Here is a 13,755-nt window from a genome sequence, read left to right as displayed (position 1 = left end):
GGGCGGCACGCTGCATCCTCAGCCGAGCTCGAACCAGGTGTGCAGCCGGCCCTCGTCCCCCATGAAGTGGCCGAACCGGTCGGCCAGGGTCTCGATCAGCATCACCCCGTAGCCGTGCTCGCGCAGCTCGTCGCCGGTGCGCGCGACCGGCCGGGTCGCGGCGCCGTCGTCGACCACCTCGCACCGCAGCACCCCCTCCGCCTCGTGCAGCGTCAGCGTGATCGTCCCGCCGAAGCGCGACCGGGAGTGCCGCACGCTGTTGGTGCACGCCTCCGATACCAGCAGCTCGGCGGTGTCGGCCCGTGCGTCGGAGTCGAGCACGTCCAGCGCGAACCGCCGCGCGTGCCCGACGCTCTCGGGCGCGCCCGGCAGCGTCACCGAGCCGAGCATGGCCTGGACGGTCATGACGGCCTCGCCTCCATGATCATCACCACCGCCTCCCGTCCGGTGCAGAGGGCTCAATGTCCTCGTAAGTCAGTACGTGCCCCAGTGAGCAGGACAAATGCCACCGGCGCCGATCGCATGTCAGGGCTTGGCCAGGGATGAACCTTGTGCGATCGCCTGATTTCGTACCGTCACCATGGCAGGCTTCGGGCGAGACCTAGACAGGAAGAGTGGCGACATGAGCACCCCCCATGACCTGCCCGGCGTCCAGTGGCGGAAGAGCTCCCGGAGCAGCGGCAGCGGCCAGTGCGTCGAGGTGGCGGCGCTGGGCGGCCTGGTCGCCATGCGCGACTCCAAGGCCCCGGCGGACGGGACGCTGGCCCTCTCGCGGGCCGCCTTCGCCGACCTCCTGGCCCGGGCCGGGCGCGGCGACCCGCGCTGACCGCCCCCTCACCCCAAGGGCGCCCCCATAGAGAGCGATCACAGCACCCCCTACGTCCGTGGGCAAAGGGCTGGGGCCGCCCGCGGTACGGACGGCCCCAGGGGGAACGTGAGGATCAGCGGGCGGTCAGGACCCGTAGACGGGGACGATCGACGCGCGCGCCAGCGTGTGCGCGGTGATGTTGAAGCCCACCACGGCCGGCGAGGTGTCGGAGTCGACGCCGAGCGAGTCGACGTCGAGGGCGTGCACGGTGAACACGTACCGGTGCGGCTCGCCGGGCGGCGGGGCGGCGCCGCCGTACGCCTTGGTGCCGTAGTCGGTGCGGGCGTGCACGCCGACCTTGGTGTCGGCGGTGCCGGCGCCGGTGGGCAGCTCGGTCACCCCGGCCGGGACGTCGAACAGCGACCAGTGCCAGAACCCGCTGCCGGTGGGCGCGTCGGGGTCGAAGCAGGTCACCGCGAAGCTCCTGGTCCCGGCGGGGAACCCCGACCAGCGCAGGTGCGGGGACCGGTTGCCGCCGCTGAACCCCCAGTCGTCGAACACCTGCGGGTCGCCGAGCGTCCGCCCCTCGGCGATGTCGTCGCTCTTCAGGGTGAACGAGGGGACCTCGGGCAGGAACTCGTGCGGAAGTGGCGGCCGGCCGGTCATGACGACTCCTCGATGTTCGGTGCGGTTGGTCTCCCCATACCTATCAGGGGTCGCCCGCCCCTCAGGGGCCCCAGGGCCGGCCGCCGCGCCCGGCTACTTGCCGGACGCCTCGGTGTAGGCGGCGATGACCTCGTCGGGGTCGCCGTCCATATGGATCCGGCCCTCGTCGAGCCAGATGACCCGGTTGCAGGTCTCCTCGATCACGTCCAGGTTGTGCGCGACCAGGAACACCGCGCCGGCGTCCTTGCGCAGCTCGTCGATCTTGGCCTTGCTGCGCCGCTTGAACTTGGCGTCGCCGGTGGCCAGCGCCTCGTCGATGAGCATCACGTCGTGGGTGCGGGCCGCCGCGATCGCGAACCGCAGCCGGGCGCCCATGCCGGAGGAGTAGGTGCTCATCGGATACTCGATGAAGCCCGGCTTGAGGTCGGCGAACTTGACGATCTCCTCGTAGCGGGCCCGGGTCTCCTCCATGTTGAGGCCCATCGCCAGGCAGCCGAGGGTGATGTTGCGGGACCCCGACAGGTCCTTCATCAGCGCGGCGTTGACGCCCAGCAGCGACGGCTGCCCGTCGGTGTAGACGCCGCCGCGCGCGGGCGGGAGCAGCCCCGCGATGGCCTTCAGCAGCGTCGACTTGCCCGAGCCGTTGGTGCCGATGACGCCGATCGCGTCACCGCGGTAGGCGACGAAGGAGACGCCCTTGACGGCGTGGACCTCCTTCATCTGCGGCCGGCCCTCGCGGCGGACGACGCGCATCAGCGCGGTCGCCGCGCTGCCCTTGTTGCCACCGCCGCCGTACACCCGGTAGACGATGTGCAGGCCGTCGACGACCACGATCGGCTCGCGGGTGGGGTCGAGCACCACCTCGGGCTGGGCGTCGTTCACCGTGGCCTTCTCCTTCAGCGCCTTAGCCACGGCCGTACCTCTCCTCCGCGCGGTGGAAGTACCAGAAGCCCCCGACGAAGGCGATCACGGCCCAGGCGATCGCGTACCACCACAGATGATTGTCGCTCCAGTGCCATCCGGCCAGGTCACCGCGGTAGGACTTGATCAGCGACGTCCGGGCGAGCTCGATGTAGATCGAGCCCGGATTGGCCTTGAGGATCTCGATCAGCCACTGGTGGTTGTGCATCTTCTTGGCCACCTCGGGGATGGCGAAGATGACGCCCGAGGTGTAGAGCCAGGTCCGCAGCACGAACGGGAGCAGCTGCTGGACGTCGGGGGTGAAGGCCCCGACCCGGGCCAGCGCCAGGCTGAGCCCCATGTTGAAGACGAGCTGGAGTGCCAGCGTCGGGATGATCAGCAGCCACTGGAAGCCGAGCGGCTCGCCGAAGCCGAGCACGATGGCGAACAGCACCACCATCGAGATCAGCAGCTGCTGCAACTCGATGATCACGTACGAGAACGGCAGCGAGGCGCGCGGGAAGTGCAGCGCCCTGATCAGCGAGAGGTTGCTGCTGACCGACTTGGCACCGGCCGTCACCGAACGCTGGGTGAAGGTGAAGATGAACACCCCGGTCACCAGGAACGGGATGAAGTTGCTGACCCCCCGGCTGGTGCTCAGCAGCAGCCCGAAGATCAGGAAGTAGACCGCCACGTTCAGCAGCGGTGTCAGCACCTGCCAGAGCTGCCCGAGGCGGGAGCTGGTGTACATCGAGGAGGTCTTGGCGGACGCGAAGTTCCAGATGAAGGTGCGCCGTTGCCAGACCTGGGTGATGTACATGCGCAGCGAGGGGCGGGCTGCGCTCTGCTTCAGTCCGTTGCGCGCGGCGAATTGGGCCAGCGACTCGCTGCTCATCCCGTTCATGCGAGGAGGCTCAGAGATCGTGCTGACCGGTTCGCCACCCGAGGAGCTGAGCCGTTCCGGGTGACTCATGCGGGGAAGCCTATTGCAGTCGGCGATATGTCAGGGACGTTCGCACGGATGTGACCCCTGATTTGAGATCTTTCGGAGTCATGCCCGCCTCTCAGGGGATACCCCGGTCATGCTGGCGAATCACCGAAAGCGAACCCCGAGATCACGATCCGTGTGCGGAGCGTCGCTGCGAGTCCGGTTCGGGCCCCGTGCCGGCCGGTTCAGGATCGGCCGGTCCCGTACCGGCCGGGGCCGGATCCCGGCGGCGGAACGCGGGCCCGTGCTGCTGCGCCGGCTCGGCCGGCTCGACCGGTGGGCGTTCGACCGGGTGGCCTCCGCCCGGCTCCCCGGGCTGGAGTACGTGCTGCCGAGGCTGTCGCGGCTTGCCGATCACGGTCTGCTGTGGTTCTCCGGCGCCGCCGTGCTGGGCGCGAGCAACCGGGCCCGGCTGCGCCGCGCGTCGCTGCGCGGGTCGCTGGCGATCGCCGTGGCGAGCCCTCTGGTGAACATCGCGGGCAAGCACGCGTTCCGCCGCAAGCGCCCGGTCCTGGACCTGGTGCCCCCGATCCGGATCCGGTGGAAGCCGCCGACCTCGCACGCCTTCCCGTCCGGCCACTCGGCCTCGGCCGCCGCGTTCGCCACCGGGGTGGCGCTGGAGGCGCCGGCCGCGGTCGCGGCGCCGGTCGCCGTGACGGCCGTCGCGGTGGCGTTCTCCCGCATCTACACCGGGGCGCACTACCCGGGTGACGTCCTGGCCGGGCTGGGCATCGGCGCGCTGGCCGGGTTCGGCACCCGGCTGCTCTGGCCCGCGCGCCCGCCGGTGGCGCATGTAACGCGCACCACCACCGAGCCGGTGCAGATCACCGAGGACGGGCAGGGGGTCGTGGTGGTCGCCAACCCCGGGTCCGGGCCGGGTCCGGGGGCGGGGGTGGACGAGCGGAGCGCCGGGGCGACGGCGTTCGTCCCGTCCATGGGGGAGCCGCCCCTGGAGCTGCTGGCGCGTGAGCTTCCGGCCGCCGAGATCGTCCGGCTGGAGCCCGGTGACGACATCGAGAAGGTCTTCGACGAGGCGGCCGGGCGGGCCGCCGTGCTGGCGGTGGTGGGCGGCGACGGCAGCGTCAACGCCGCCGCGCGGGCCGCGCTCAGGCACGAGGTGCCGTTGCTGGTGGTCCCCGGCGGCACGTTCGACCATTTCGCCCGCGCGCTCGGCATCGAGACGGCGGCGGACGCGGTGGCCGCCTACCGGGGAGCGCTGCTCGGCCGGGTCGACGTGGCCTTCGTCCTGCCCACCCGCGGCGGAACCGGCGCGGGCCCGGACGCCGACGAGGCGCTTCCCTTCCTCAACACCGCGAGCTTCGGCGCCTACACCGAGCTGGTGGAGCGCCGCGAGCGGCTGGAGGACCGGCTCGGGAAGTGGCCCGCCCTGGCCGTGGCCGCCGTCCGCACCCTGCGGCACTCCGAGCCGGTCGAGGTGGTGGTGGACGGGCGCCGGCGCCGGGTGTGGCTGGGGTTCGTCGGCAACTGCGCCTACGGCTCGCGCGGCCCCGCGCCGACCTGGCGTGAGCATCTGGACGACGGACGGCTCGACATCCGGATGGTCACCACCGGGCACCGGGTGCCCCGTGTCCGTGCCGTCGCCGCGATCCTGGCGGGCCACCTGCACCTGACGCCCGGCTACCGCGCCTGGACGGGCGGCTCGCTGGAGCTGGTGTCGCTGGACGGCGGGCTGCCGGTGGCCCGCGACGGCGAGGTCTCCACGCTCTCGTCGGTGCTGCGCTTCGGCAAGCACCCCGGCGGGCTGCCGGTCTTCTGCCCGCCCGTCCCCCGATGAGCCCCCGGTGAGCCCCCGCCGAGTCACCCGAGTACGAGCCGGCAGTCGCGCAGGCCGGTGACGACCGGCGAGCCGTTGTAGGACGGGACGGAGCCCTCGTCCGGGGCGATGTGCCCGTGCCGGGCGAGGAGCTCCTCCAGCAGGACGCGGATCTCCATCCGGGCGAGCGCCGCGCCGAGGCAGAAGTGCGGGCCGTGGCCGAACGCCAGGCCCGCCGCGTCGGCGCGGCGCGCGACGTCGAAGCGGCCGGCGTCCGGGCCGAACGCGGCGGGGTCCAGGCCGGCCGACCCGTAGAGCAGCATGACCCGGTCGCCGGCGGCCAGGTCCGTCCCCTCCAGCGTGACCGGACGGGTCGCGGTGCGCAGGAAGTACACCACCGGGGAGGTCCAGCGGAGGATCTCCTCGACGGCGCCCGGCATCAGCTCGGGCCGGGAGCGCAGCGCCGCCCACTGCGCGGGGTCGCGCGCGAACGCCAGCAGCCCGCCCGACAGGGCGTGCCGGGTCGTCTCGTTCCCGGCGACCAGGAGCTGGATCAGGAACATCACCAGTTCCAGGTCGGTCAGCCGGTCCCCGTCCGGTTCGGTGCGCGCGAGCTGGGAGATCACGTCGTCGCGCGGGGCGGCGCGGCGCTCGTGCGCGGTGCGGACGAGGTAGCCGCCGCACTCGGCCCGCAGCGCCTCGCGGTCCGGGTCCGGCAGGTCCGGCGCGGCGCCCGGGACGATCGCCTCGGACCAGCGGAAGAAGCGCGGCCAGTCGTCCTCCGGGATGCCGAGGAGCAAGCAGATCACCTGGAGGGGGAGCGGCACGGCCAGGCCGCCGACCACGTCGAACGGCCGTCCCGGCTCGACCCGCCGGAGCAGCGCCCGGGTCCGGTCCCGGACCGCGCCCTCCAGCCGCCGCATCGCCGAGGGGCGGAACGCCGGGGCGACCAGCGCCCGGTAGCGGGCGTGGTCCGGCGGATCGGTGTGCATGATCGTCGGCGGTGCGGCGTAGGCGTGGCCGAGCTCGCCGAGCAGGATGCCGGCGCCGGACCGGAAGGCCGCCGGGTCGCCGGCCGCCGCGCGCACCGCGGCGTGCGTCCCGGCGACCCACAGCGCGCCCCCGGTGCCCGGCGGCGGAGCGGGATGGCGGACGGGGCCGCCGTGCGCGCGGATCCGCTCGTACAGCGCGTGCGGGTGGCCGTGCGCGAAGTGCCCGTCGGGGAAGCCCGCCGGGAGCGTGGGGTCCATGAACAAACGCTAGGTAGGTAGACGGCCCGGCCGCAAGTCCCCCCGCGATTCGTCCGCCGGGCAGCGGGTAAGAGACGGGCCGACCACGGCTGGAGGGTGTGAGACATGACGGCAGGGAACGATCCGGGCGTGCTCAGTGACGAGGACCTGCTCCGGGAGCTGGGCAGCCTGTACGACACCAGGCTCGACGCCCTGCGGCACGCCGCCGATCAGGCGTACGCCGAGCACACGCGGCGGACGAACCAGCTCGAGGCCGAGTACCTGCGCCGCCGGCCGGGCCGCGAGATCGACCCCGCGCGGCTGAGGGAGGGCGCCCGCGCCCGCTGATCCGGCATGGCCCTACCCCCGCGACGGGCATGCGAAGGTCAATTAAGTCCTCACATTAGGTAAAGCCGGGCGTCAATCCTCTGCGCCCGGCCCCCCACCCCTGTAAGGATCGGCTTCGCAGTCCCGGACGCGCGGGTCCCCGAGCCAGACGGGACCGCACCGCGCCCGCCGGGAGCGATGGCCGATCTTGGGGGTGTGGTCCGTGGGGCGAGGCCGTCCAGCCCAGTGCGCTCGGTACGACCGCCGCGACGGCCAGCCCGGACTGGTCGAGTGCGCGCGCCGCTGGTGGCCGTTCGTGGTCGGATCCCTCGGTGTGACGGCCGTCCTGCTCGGGGCGTACCTGATGGTGCCGCGCGAGACCGGGGCGTCGGCGGCCGAGCGGCGGACCGAGCCGCGGTTCGACGCGCGGCGGGCGGGCGGCGCCGCCGCGGCGGTCACGCCGCAGATGCGGGCCCTCGGCATCACCGGCCGGATCAGCGCCTACACCACCCGCTACACCGCGGGCGAGCCGCGGGTGCGCAACATCGAGCTCGCCGCGCGGGCCCTGAACGGGCAGGTCGCCTCGCCGGGCAGCACGTTCTCGTTCAACCGCGCCATCGGGGCGCGGACCAAGCGGCGCGGCTACGTGCCGGCCCCGACGATCATCGGCCGGCGGCTGGTGGACGACGTGGGCGGCGGCATCTGCCAGGTCTCCACCACGCTGTTCAACGCGGTCTTCGACGCCGGCCTCGACATCCGCGACGCCCGCGCGCACACCCTGTGGATGCCCGAGTACCCGCAGGGCCGGGAGGCGGCGGTGGCGTTCCCCGACCTCGACTTCACCTGGCGCAACGACACCGGCCGGCCGGTGATGGTCACGACCGAGTTCACCGGCACGGCGCTCACCGTCGCGCTCTGGGGGACGCGGCGCTACGAGGTCCGCTCCCGGTCGTCGCGGCGCTACGGCCTGACCGCGTACGGGTCGGAGGCCGACCGCGGCCACGCCTGCGTCCCGATGCGGGGCGGGCAGGGCTTCCAGATCGACGTGTGGCGCGTGCTGGTGCTGGGGGGCCGCGAGATCAGGCGGCAGCGGTTCCACACCGAGTACGAACCTCAGCTAGAGGTCACCTGCGCCTGACGCCCGCGCCTCCGCCCGCGCCCCGCTGAGCGCGCCGTCCAGTGACCGCGCCCGCGCGGCGCGGCGGAACTGGTCGTCCAGGTTGCGCGGGAACGGGAGCATCCGGTGCCGGTCCCGCCACGGCGCGAACTGCCGGACGGCGTTGAACCCGGCCGCGGTGACGATCCGCTCGGCGCGCGCGGCGAGCGGCCAGGCCGGGTAGCGGTCCAGGTGCGCGATCTCGCCGGGCAGCCCGGCGGGACGGCGCGGGGCGACCAGTGTCAGCCGCGGACGGACGCCTTCCAGCGCCGCCATGTCCTGCGCGTAGGCGGCGAGTTCGAGGATCTCGGCGTCCGGCCCGGCGTGCACGATCAGCCAGCCGCCCGGCCCACCGTCCGGGGAGTCCGGGGGCGGGTCGGTGAGGTCGTCCAGGACGGTGACCGAGCCGGACGCCGCGCGCAGATACGCGGCGTGCTCCGCCGCCAGCGGTTCGAGGACGAGGGTGCGGTCCAGGCGCGGCGGGGCGGCGGGGAGGAGGCGCGAGTACGCGTCCCAGCGCAGCAGCCGGGCCAGGTGCGTCACGGTCGTCCCAGGCGGCACGGAGCCGGCCGTGAGCTCGCCGCGCAGCCCGGCCGGGAACGCGTCGATGATCAGCTCGCGCGGTGCCGTCTCCGCCAGCGTCGCGGCCGTCCAGCGGGTCAGGCCGGCGCGGTCCAGCCCGGCGGGCGCGCGGCGCACCGTCCAGCCGCCCGCCACCCGGGGGTCGGCCGCGAACGGCGACGGGGTCAGGACGGTGACCGGGGTGGCCCCTTCGTGCGGGCCGGTGGTGTGCAGATACGCGCGGAGCCGGGTGAGGTGGCCGAGCCCGCCGCCGCTCGCGTAGCAGGCGATCAACGACCGGCCGCCTCCGCGAGGACCGCCAGGTAGCCGGCGGTCTCGGCGGCCGGGGTGAACCGGTCGCGGACCCGTGCCGCGCCCGCCGCGCCGAGCCGAGCGAGCTCGGCGCCGTCCGCCCGCGCGGCGCGGTCGATCGCGGCGCGGCAGGCGTGCGCGTCGCCCGCGGGGAAGGCGAACCCGATCCCGTCGCCCGCCACGTCCGCGAGGCCCCCGGCGTCCGAGGCCAGCAGCGGGACGCCGAGCGCCGCCGCCTCCAGCGCCACGTTGGGCATCCCGTCGTAGAACGAGGGCAGCGCGACCAGGTCGCACGAGGCGTACACGGCCGGCAGGTCGTACCGTTCGAGGAACGGCAGGAACGAGTGCGGCACCTCGCCGGCCCGGTCGTCCAGCCAGCCGGTCACGGCCTCCTCGACCTCGCCGACGAGCAGCAGGTGGAACGCCCCGGCGTGGCCGGACGCGTGCAGCGCGCCGAGCAGGAACCCCACGCCCTTCTTGCTCTTGAGCTGCCCGATGATCCCGATCGTGCGGCGCCCCGCCGCGACGTTCGCGGCCCGCCACCGCTCGCCCCGCTCCCGCTCGGACGGCAGGACGCGCCACTGCGCGGTGTCGACGCTGTTGGCCACGAACGTCACCGCGGCGTCCGGCGCCAGCGCCTTGACCAGCGGCGCGTGCGAGCGGGCGACCACGCACACCCGGGCGGAGGCGCGCAGCGCGTCGGCCAGCACGCCCCGGCGCCGCATCGAGAACGCGCCGACGTCGATGTCGTTGCCGCGCAGCAGCGTGACCAGCGGCGCCTCCAGCAGCGCCGCCAGGACGGGCGCGGCGAGCATCGAGTGCGTGCCGCCGAACGCGACCACGTGGGTGTATGCGGCGTTCTCGGCGGTCAGCGCGGTCCACAACCGGCGCAGCGCGTGCTCGGGATCGTCCTCCAGGGGTGCGGTCAGCAGCCGGCCGCCGTGTTCGCGCTCGACCTTCCACGGCCGGGCCCGCCGGGTCAGGTGGGCGACGTCGACCTCGGCCCTGGCCGCGCGCAGCCCGCGCACGATGCGGTCGCAGGACTCGGCCATCCCGCCCTTGCCCGGCGGGTAGTGCTCGGTGATCCACAGGATCCGCGCCATCAGCTGTCCACGAAACCGGTGTCGTCGTCGTCGAAGTCGCCCTCGGCGAAGGAGTGGTCGCCGCCCCGCTCGAACGAGCCCCGGTCGTAGGAGTCGAACGAGGAGTACCAGGCGCGGTCCTGATAGGTGGACGAGGTGCTCTGGTAGAAGTGGCGCCGGTAGCCCCCGGCCCATCCCGGGTCGTGCGCGTCGTGCGACCCGTACCCCTGCGCGGCGGCGCACTCGGGGCAGAGCCCGTTGGGTCCGGCCGCGTGCTCGTCGCAGACGGGACGGGCGCACTGCGGGCACGCCGCGACGGACGGCCGTCCGCAGCGGCCCAGCACGAAGAAGCCCGTGGTCACGGTGCAGCGGGTCACGCGGTCCTCCTCTGCGCGCCGGTTCCGGGCGGCGTCCACCGGAACAGCTCGGTCGACACGGTCAGGATCGGCTCGACCAGCGCGCGCTCGTCGGCGGCGGCCGGGATCTTCGCGGTTGCGCGGATCACCGGCCGGGGGCCGTCCTTGACCCGGACCACGATCCAGCCCGGGGGCGGGCTCGCGGGCCGCCGCACCGCGGCGGCCTTCGCCAACCGGCGGGTGGCGTCCACGCGCAGCACCTTCTTGGTCTTGTACTTGACCTTGATCTTGCCGCGGGGGTTGCGCTTGCGGATCCGGCGGTACCTGATCCGGTCGGTGACCGCCAGCTCCAGCACGCTGCCGTCGCGCAGCTCGGCCCGCAGCCGCAGCCAGGGATCGACGACGAACCACTGCTTCATCGACGTCACCGGCCGCTGGACGGGCATCTCGTGCCTGGGCCCGGTCTTCTCCGGGAATTTCGGCCCGCGCAGGTCCAGCGCGACCGACAGCACGCCGTCGGGGCGCATGTCCTCGGTCAGCACCCGCACCAGCGGCACCAGCGCCGTGCGGGTGCGCGCGGGGAGCCGCCACCTGCGGCGCCGCACCACCGACTCGTGCCGGGCCAGCCCCCGGATCAGCGCGTCCCACTCCGCCGGCCGCATCGACACCGAGAAGCTCCGATGCCAGATCAGCGATTGGTGCAGGGGGTGGAATCCTTCGATGGCCGCACGTTGCTTGCGCCAGAACATTGGACGGAACACCATCAATCGGTCAGGTCGGGTCGGGCATGTGGTCTTCGGCGGGACGGCCCTCCGACGTGGGCGCCGGCCGCGATGGCGCGACCGTACGGTAGACCTCGGCGAGCCGGGCGCGCGAGTGCGTCCAGGTCAGCCCGTCCTGGACGCGGCGCCGGGCCCGTCCGCCCATGGCCGCGGCCTCGTCCGGATACTCCAGCAGGATCCGGACGGCGCGGGCCAGCTCGGCCGGACGGTCGGCCGGGACGAGCCGTCCGTGCTCGCCGCCCGCCATCAGCTCGCGCACCACCGGCAGGTCCGAGGCGACGACCGGCACGCCCGCCGCCATCGACTCGATCACCTTCAGTGGCGCGCAGCCCTGGTCCAGGTTCCGGGCGCAGCCGGTGAGCGGCGCCACCGACGCCTCCGCGTGCGCCAGCCACGCCGCGACCTCGTGATGCGGCAGCGTGAACCGCCAGTCGACCCGCTCGGCGACGCCGAGCCGCTCGGCCATCCGCCGCACCGGCTTGGCCCGCCGCTCCGGCACCGACGCGCAGATCACCAGGCGCAGATCGTCCAGGTCGGCCAGCCGCGCGAACGCGCGCAGCAGCACGTCCAGGCCCTGCCAGGGCTGGAAGGCGCCGACGTAGATCAGGTAGCGGCCCGGCGCGTCCGCCGGGCGGGCCGGCCGCGGGACGACATCCGCGCCGTTCGGCACCAGGTGGACCCGCCCGGCCGGCACGCCCAGCCTCCGGACCGCGTCGCCGATCACCGCGGACGGCACCACCACGGCGTCGCTGCGCTCCAGGCAGAACCGCTCCAGCTCGCGGATCTTCGCCAGCGTCGCGGGCGCGGCCCACGGCCAGGTGTGGCTCATCTCGATCGACGGCAGCCCGTTCACCTCGTACACCACCCGGTGCCGCCGCCCCTCCGCGGTGACCACGGGCAGGGCGCTCCACGGGTCGCGGACGTGGCAGACCTCCAGCGTGTCCAGGTGCGGCGCCAGGTGCCCGGCGAGCCAGCCCGAGAACGCCTCGGCCCGGTCGATCAGGTTGGGGATCCGCGCGTCGAACCGGGCGATCTCCCGGCCGCCCTCCCACTGGTAGCGCGGCAGCCCGCCGCCGAGCACGCCCAGCAGCCCGCCGCCGAACCGGTCGAACAGCTCGTCGGCCATCTGCGCGATGTGCACCGCCGACCCCTTGCTCGACGGGAACCGGTCGAACGCCGCGTACGCGGCGCGGTGCCGGAACGGCGGCCTCATCCGGCCCGCACCTCCTCGTGGACGCGCAGTCCCCGGTGCCAGGAGATCTGGTCGGCGAGGCCGCCCGCCAGTGCGGTCTGCGCCGTCCAGCCGAGGAGCCGCGCGGCCCGTCCCGGATCGGCCCAGGTCCGCGTCGCGTCCCCGGCGACCGGCGTCTCGCTGCGGATCTCCGCCGGGACGCCCAGCACGCCGGTCAGCAGTTCGATCGCCGCCCGCACCCGCACCGGCTCGGGATGCCCGACGTTGATCGCGATCCCGGGCGGCAGCTCCGCCGCGACCGCCGCGAGGGTCGCCGCCGCCACGTCCCCGACGTGCGTGAACGACCGGGACCGCCGCCCGTCGCCGAACACCGGCAGCGGACGCCCGTCCAGCACCGCCTCCACGAACCGGTGGAAGGCCATGTCGGGCCGCTGCCGGGGCCCGTACACCGAGAAGTAGCGCAGCAGCACCGTGCGCAGCCCGTCCCGCGCGGCCTGCCGGGTGAGCCGCTCCACCTCGACCTTGCTGACCGCGTAGGGGCTCGCGGGGTCCAGCGCGTCGTCCTCCCGGTTGGGACGGAGCCCCGCGGACCCGTACACAGAGGAACTGGACGCGACCACCACGCGTGGCCGCAGCCGCGCGGGCCGTCCGGCACACGCTTCCAGAAGGCGCCGCGTCGCCGTCACGTTGTCGCGCTCGGCCAGGGCCCGCCCTGCCCCCCACGAGCTGCGGACGCCGGGACGTCCCGCCAGGTGGACGATCGCGTCGGCCTCGACCAGCCCGGCCAGATCGTCCAGCGCCAGATCGGCCTCGATCCGGGTGACGCCGGGCCGTCCGGCCAGCCGGGCCCAGCCCGGCCGCGCCGCGTCCGGGCACAGTGCCCGTCCCGGCGCGTCGACCGCGAGGACCTCGTGCCCGGCGTGCGAGAGCGCATCGGTCACCTGCCCCCCGATGAACCCGGCCGCCCCCGTCACCACTACGCGCACCAGAGCACCTTACCCAAAATCACCTAAAACGGGCAGGTCAGGGGGTCGGTGCCTGACCGATGCCGGACGCCGGGGCAACCGCCGGGCCCGATCGGGCGACCGCGCGTCTACCGCCTTCCGGAGAGCGGCGTCCCCCACTGGCCGCAACCGGGTCCGCCGCCATCCGCCGGAGGCGACGCGGCGTCTTCCCGGTGCATCGACATTCTGGGAGGCCCCCTTGCCCAAGCGTCTCGCCCTACTCGTCGCCGCACTGGCGACCGTGCTGTCCGCGGCCGGATGCGGTGCCGGCACCCCGACGGCGGCGCCGACCTCCGAACCCGTGGCCGAGTCGTCCATCCCGTCCACGGAGCCCCCGGCCGAATCGCCGACCCCGACGGAGTCCACGCCGACCGCCACCCCCGCACCCACCCGCGTGAGGCCGGCGCCGACGCGGACCCGTACCCGGCCGACCCCGAAACCGAGCCGCCCAAGAGCGCGGCCCAGGACGCCCAAGAAGGTGAAGCCCGCTTACCCGGCCGGCGCGACGGCGGTCTGCCGTGACGGCAACATCTCCTATTCGGCGCACCGCCGAGGAACGTGCAGCCACCACGGCGGCGTAGCCCGCTGGCTCCGCTCCGTCCCGTCCTGACCGACGGC

16 protein-coding genes are annotated in these 13,755 nt (G+C 74.1%); 5 read left to right on the top strand and 11 right to left on the bottom strand.

Going from position 1 to position 13,755, the window contains the following annotated elements; all coding sequences use genetic code 11:
- Positions 1-18 precede the first annotated feature (18 nt).
- Positions 19-405 (bottom strand): ATP-binding protein, encoded by a 387-nt coding sequence (locus QP090_RS10780; protein WP_285938476.1) that lies wholly within the window; start codon positions 403-405, stop codon positions 19-21.
- 217 nt (positions 406-622) lie between these two features.
- On the opposite strand from QP090_RS10780, the gene QP090_RS10775 reads away from it, so the two are divergent.
- The gene (locus QP090_RS10775) at positions 623-826 is read left to right on the top strand and encodes a DUF397 domain-containing protein (protein WP_285938475.1); all 204 of its coding nucleotides are present in this window, start codon (positions 623-625) and stop codon (positions 824-826) included.
- 126 nt (positions 827-952) lie between these two features.
- Here QP090_RS10775 and QP090_RS10770 read toward each other — a convergent pair whose 3' ends face one another.
- From QP090_RS10770 to QP090_RS10760, 3 genes are all read right to left on the bottom strand, one after another.
- Positions 953-1,474 (bottom strand): YbhB/YbcL family Raf kinase inhibitor-like protein, encoded by a 522-nt coding sequence (locus QP090_RS10770; protein ID WP_285938474.1) that lies wholly within the window; start codon positions 1,472-1,474, stop codon positions 953-955.
- A gap of 93 nt (positions 1,475-1,567) precedes the next feature.
- Entirely contained in the window at positions 1,568-2,356 is a 789-nt protein-coding gene (locus QP090_RS10765; protein WP_285938632.1) for an ABC transporter ATP-binding protein, read from the bottom strand.
- Between the two features lie 22 nt (positions 2,357-2,378).
- Positions 2,379-3,278, bottom strand: a complete 900-nt coding sequence (locus QP090_RS10760; RefSeq protein WP_285938472.1) for an ABC transporter permease — start codon at positions 3,276-3,278, stop codon at positions 2,379-2,381.
- 328 nt (positions 3,279-3,606) lie between these two features.
- Here QP090_RS10760 and QP090_RS10755 point away from each other — a divergent pair, with 328 nt between their 5' ends.
- Entirely contained in the window at positions 3,607-5,157 is a 1,551-nt protein-coding gene (locus tag QP090_RS10755) for a bifunctional phosphatase PAP2/diacylglycerol kinase family protein (RefSeq protein WP_285938471.1), read from the top strand.
- 23 nt (positions 5,158-5,180) lie between these two features.
- On the opposite strand, the gene QP090_RS10750 is transcribed toward QP090_RS10755, so the two are convergent.
- Entirely contained in the window at positions 5,181-6,386 is a 1,206-nt protein-coding gene (locus tag QP090_RS10750) for a cytochrome P450 (RefSeq protein ID WP_285938470.1), read from the bottom strand.
- A 105-nt stretch (positions 6,387-6,491) separates the two neighbouring features.
- Here QP090_RS10750 and QP090_RS10745 point away from each other — a divergent pair, with 105 nt between their 5' ends.
- Both QP090_RS10745 and QP090_RS10740 read left to right on the top strand, forming a co-directional pair.
- Positions 6,492-6,713, top strand: a complete 222-nt coding sequence (locus QP090_RS10745; protein WP_285938469.1) for a DUF6158 family protein — start codon at positions 6,492-6,494, stop codon at positions 6,711-6,713.
- Positions 6,714-6,915: 202 nt separating this feature from the next.
- A complete protein-coding gene (locus QP090_RS10740; RefSeq protein WP_285938468.1) occupies positions 6,916-7,830 on the top strand; it encodes a VanW family protein in 915 nt (304 codons plus the stop codon).
- Here the strand turns inward: QP090_RS10740 and QP090_RS10735 are convergent.
- Genes QP090_RS10735 through QP090_RS10710 form a run of 6 tightly spaced genes read right to left on the bottom strand, consistent with a single transcriptional unit; the run spans position 7,810 to position 13,119 of the window.
- Entirely contained in the window at positions 7,810-8,703 is an 894-nt protein-coding gene (locus tag QP090_RS10735) for a hypothetical protein (RefSeq protein ID WP_285938466.1), read from the bottom strand. The two genes, QP090_RS10740 and QP090_RS10735, sit on opposite strands and share 21 nt — an antisense overlap.
- Positions 8,700-9,824, bottom strand: coding sequence for a glycosyltransferase family 4 protein (locus tag QP090_RS10730; protein WP_285938465.1), 1,125 nt, complete (start codon positions 9,822-9,824; stop codon positions 8,700-8,702). Before QP090_RS10730 ends, QP090_RS10735 begins: the two co-directional genes overlap by 4 nt.
- Positions 9,824-10,180: a hypothetical protein gene (locus tag QP090_RS10725; protein ID WP_285938463.1), complete on the bottom strand. Its 357-nt coding sequence runs from the start codon at positions 10,178-10,180 to the stop codon at positions 9,824-9,826. Before QP090_RS10725 ends, QP090_RS10730 begins: the two co-directional genes overlap by 1 nt.
- Positions 10,177-10,908 carry a hypothetical protein gene (locus QP090_RS10720; protein WP_285938462.1) on the bottom strand — a complete coding sequence of 244 codons (732 nt, stop codon included), beginning with the start codon at positions 10,906-10,908 and terminating at the stop codon, positions 10,177-10,179. The genes QP090_RS10725 and QP090_RS10720 overlap by 4 nt, the downstream gene beginning before the upstream one ends.
- Before the next feature lie 22 nt (positions 10,909-10,930).
- Positions 10,931-12,154, bottom strand: a complete 1,224-nt coding sequence (locus QP090_RS10715) for a glycosyltransferase family 4 protein (RefSeq protein WP_285938461.1) — start codon at positions 12,152-12,154, stop codon at positions 10,931-10,933.
- Positions 12,151-13,119, bottom strand: coding sequence for an NAD-dependent epimerase/dehydratase family protein (locus QP090_RS10710; protein ID WP_285938460.1), 969 nt, complete (start codon positions 13,117-13,119; stop codon positions 12,151-12,153). The genes QP090_RS10715 and QP090_RS10710 overlap by 4 nt, the downstream gene beginning before the upstream one ends.
- On the opposite strand from QP090_RS10710, the gene QP090_RS37630 reads away from it, so the two are divergent.
- The gene (locus tag QP090_RS37630; RefSeq protein ID WP_432763020.1) at positions 13,085-13,747 is read left to right on the top strand and encodes a DUF3761 domain-containing protein; all 663 of its coding nucleotides are present in this window, start codon (positions 13,085-13,087) and stop codon (positions 13,745-13,747) included. The two genes, QP090_RS10710 and QP090_RS37630, sit on opposite strands and share 35 nt — an antisense overlap.
- Positions 13,748-13,755: the final 8 nt, after the last annotated feature.

It is taken from the genome of Actinomadura xylanilytica (assembly GCF_030283145.1).
GTDB classification, from domain to species: Bacteria; Actinomycetota; Actinomycetes; order Streptosporangiales; family Streptosporangiaceae; genus Spirillospora; species Spirillospora xylanilytica.
Note: the sequence above shows the minus strand (reverse complement) of the source record. Positions and strands in the feature narration are given on the sequence as shown.

What these genes read in the sequence shown, in the direction of transcription:
- QP090_RS10780 (WP_285938476.1), bottom strand. Translation starts at nt 405, where the DNA reads ATGACCGTCCAGGCCATGCTCGGCTCGGTGACGCTGCCGGGCGCGCCC.
- QP090_RS10775 (WP_285938475.1), top strand. Translation starts at nt 623, where the DNA reads ATGAGCACCCCCCATGACCTGCCCGGCGTCCAGTGGCGGAAGAGCTCC.
- QP090_RS10770 (WP_285938474.1), bottom strand. Translation starts at nt 1,474, where the DNA reads ATGACCGGCCGGCCGCCACTTCCGCACGAGTTCCTGCCCGAGGTCCCC.
- QP090_RS10760 (WP_285938472.1), bottom strand. Translation starts at nt 3,278, where the DNA reads ATGAACGGGATGAGCAGCGAGTCGCTGGCCCAATTCGCCGCGCGCAAC.
- QP090_RS10750 (WP_285938470.1), bottom strand. Translation starts at nt 6,386, where the DNA reads ATGGACCCCACGCTCCCGGCGGGCTTCCCCGACGGGCACTTCGCGCAC.
- QP090_RS10745 (WP_285938469.1), top strand. Translation starts at nt 6,492, where the DNA reads ATGACGGCAGGGAACGATCCGGGCGTGCTCAGTGACGAGGACCTGCTC.
- QP090_RS10730 (WP_285938465.1), bottom strand. Translation starts at nt 9,824, where the DNA reads ATGGCGCGGATCCTGTGGATCACCGAGCACTACCCGCCGGGCAAGGGC.
- QP090_RS10720 (WP_285938462.1), bottom strand. Translation starts at nt 10,908, where the DNA reads ATGTTCTGGCGCAAGCAACGTGCGGCCATCGAAGGATTCCACCCCCTG.
- QP090_RS10715 (WP_285938461.1), bottom strand. Translation starts at nt 12,154, where the DNA reads ATGAGGCCGCCGTTCCGGCACCGCGCCGCGTACGCGGCGTTCGACCGG.
- QP090_RS37630 (WP_432763020.1), top strand. Translation starts at nt 13,085, where the DNA reads ATGAACCCGGCCGCCCCCGTCACCACTACGCGCACCAGAGCACCTTAC.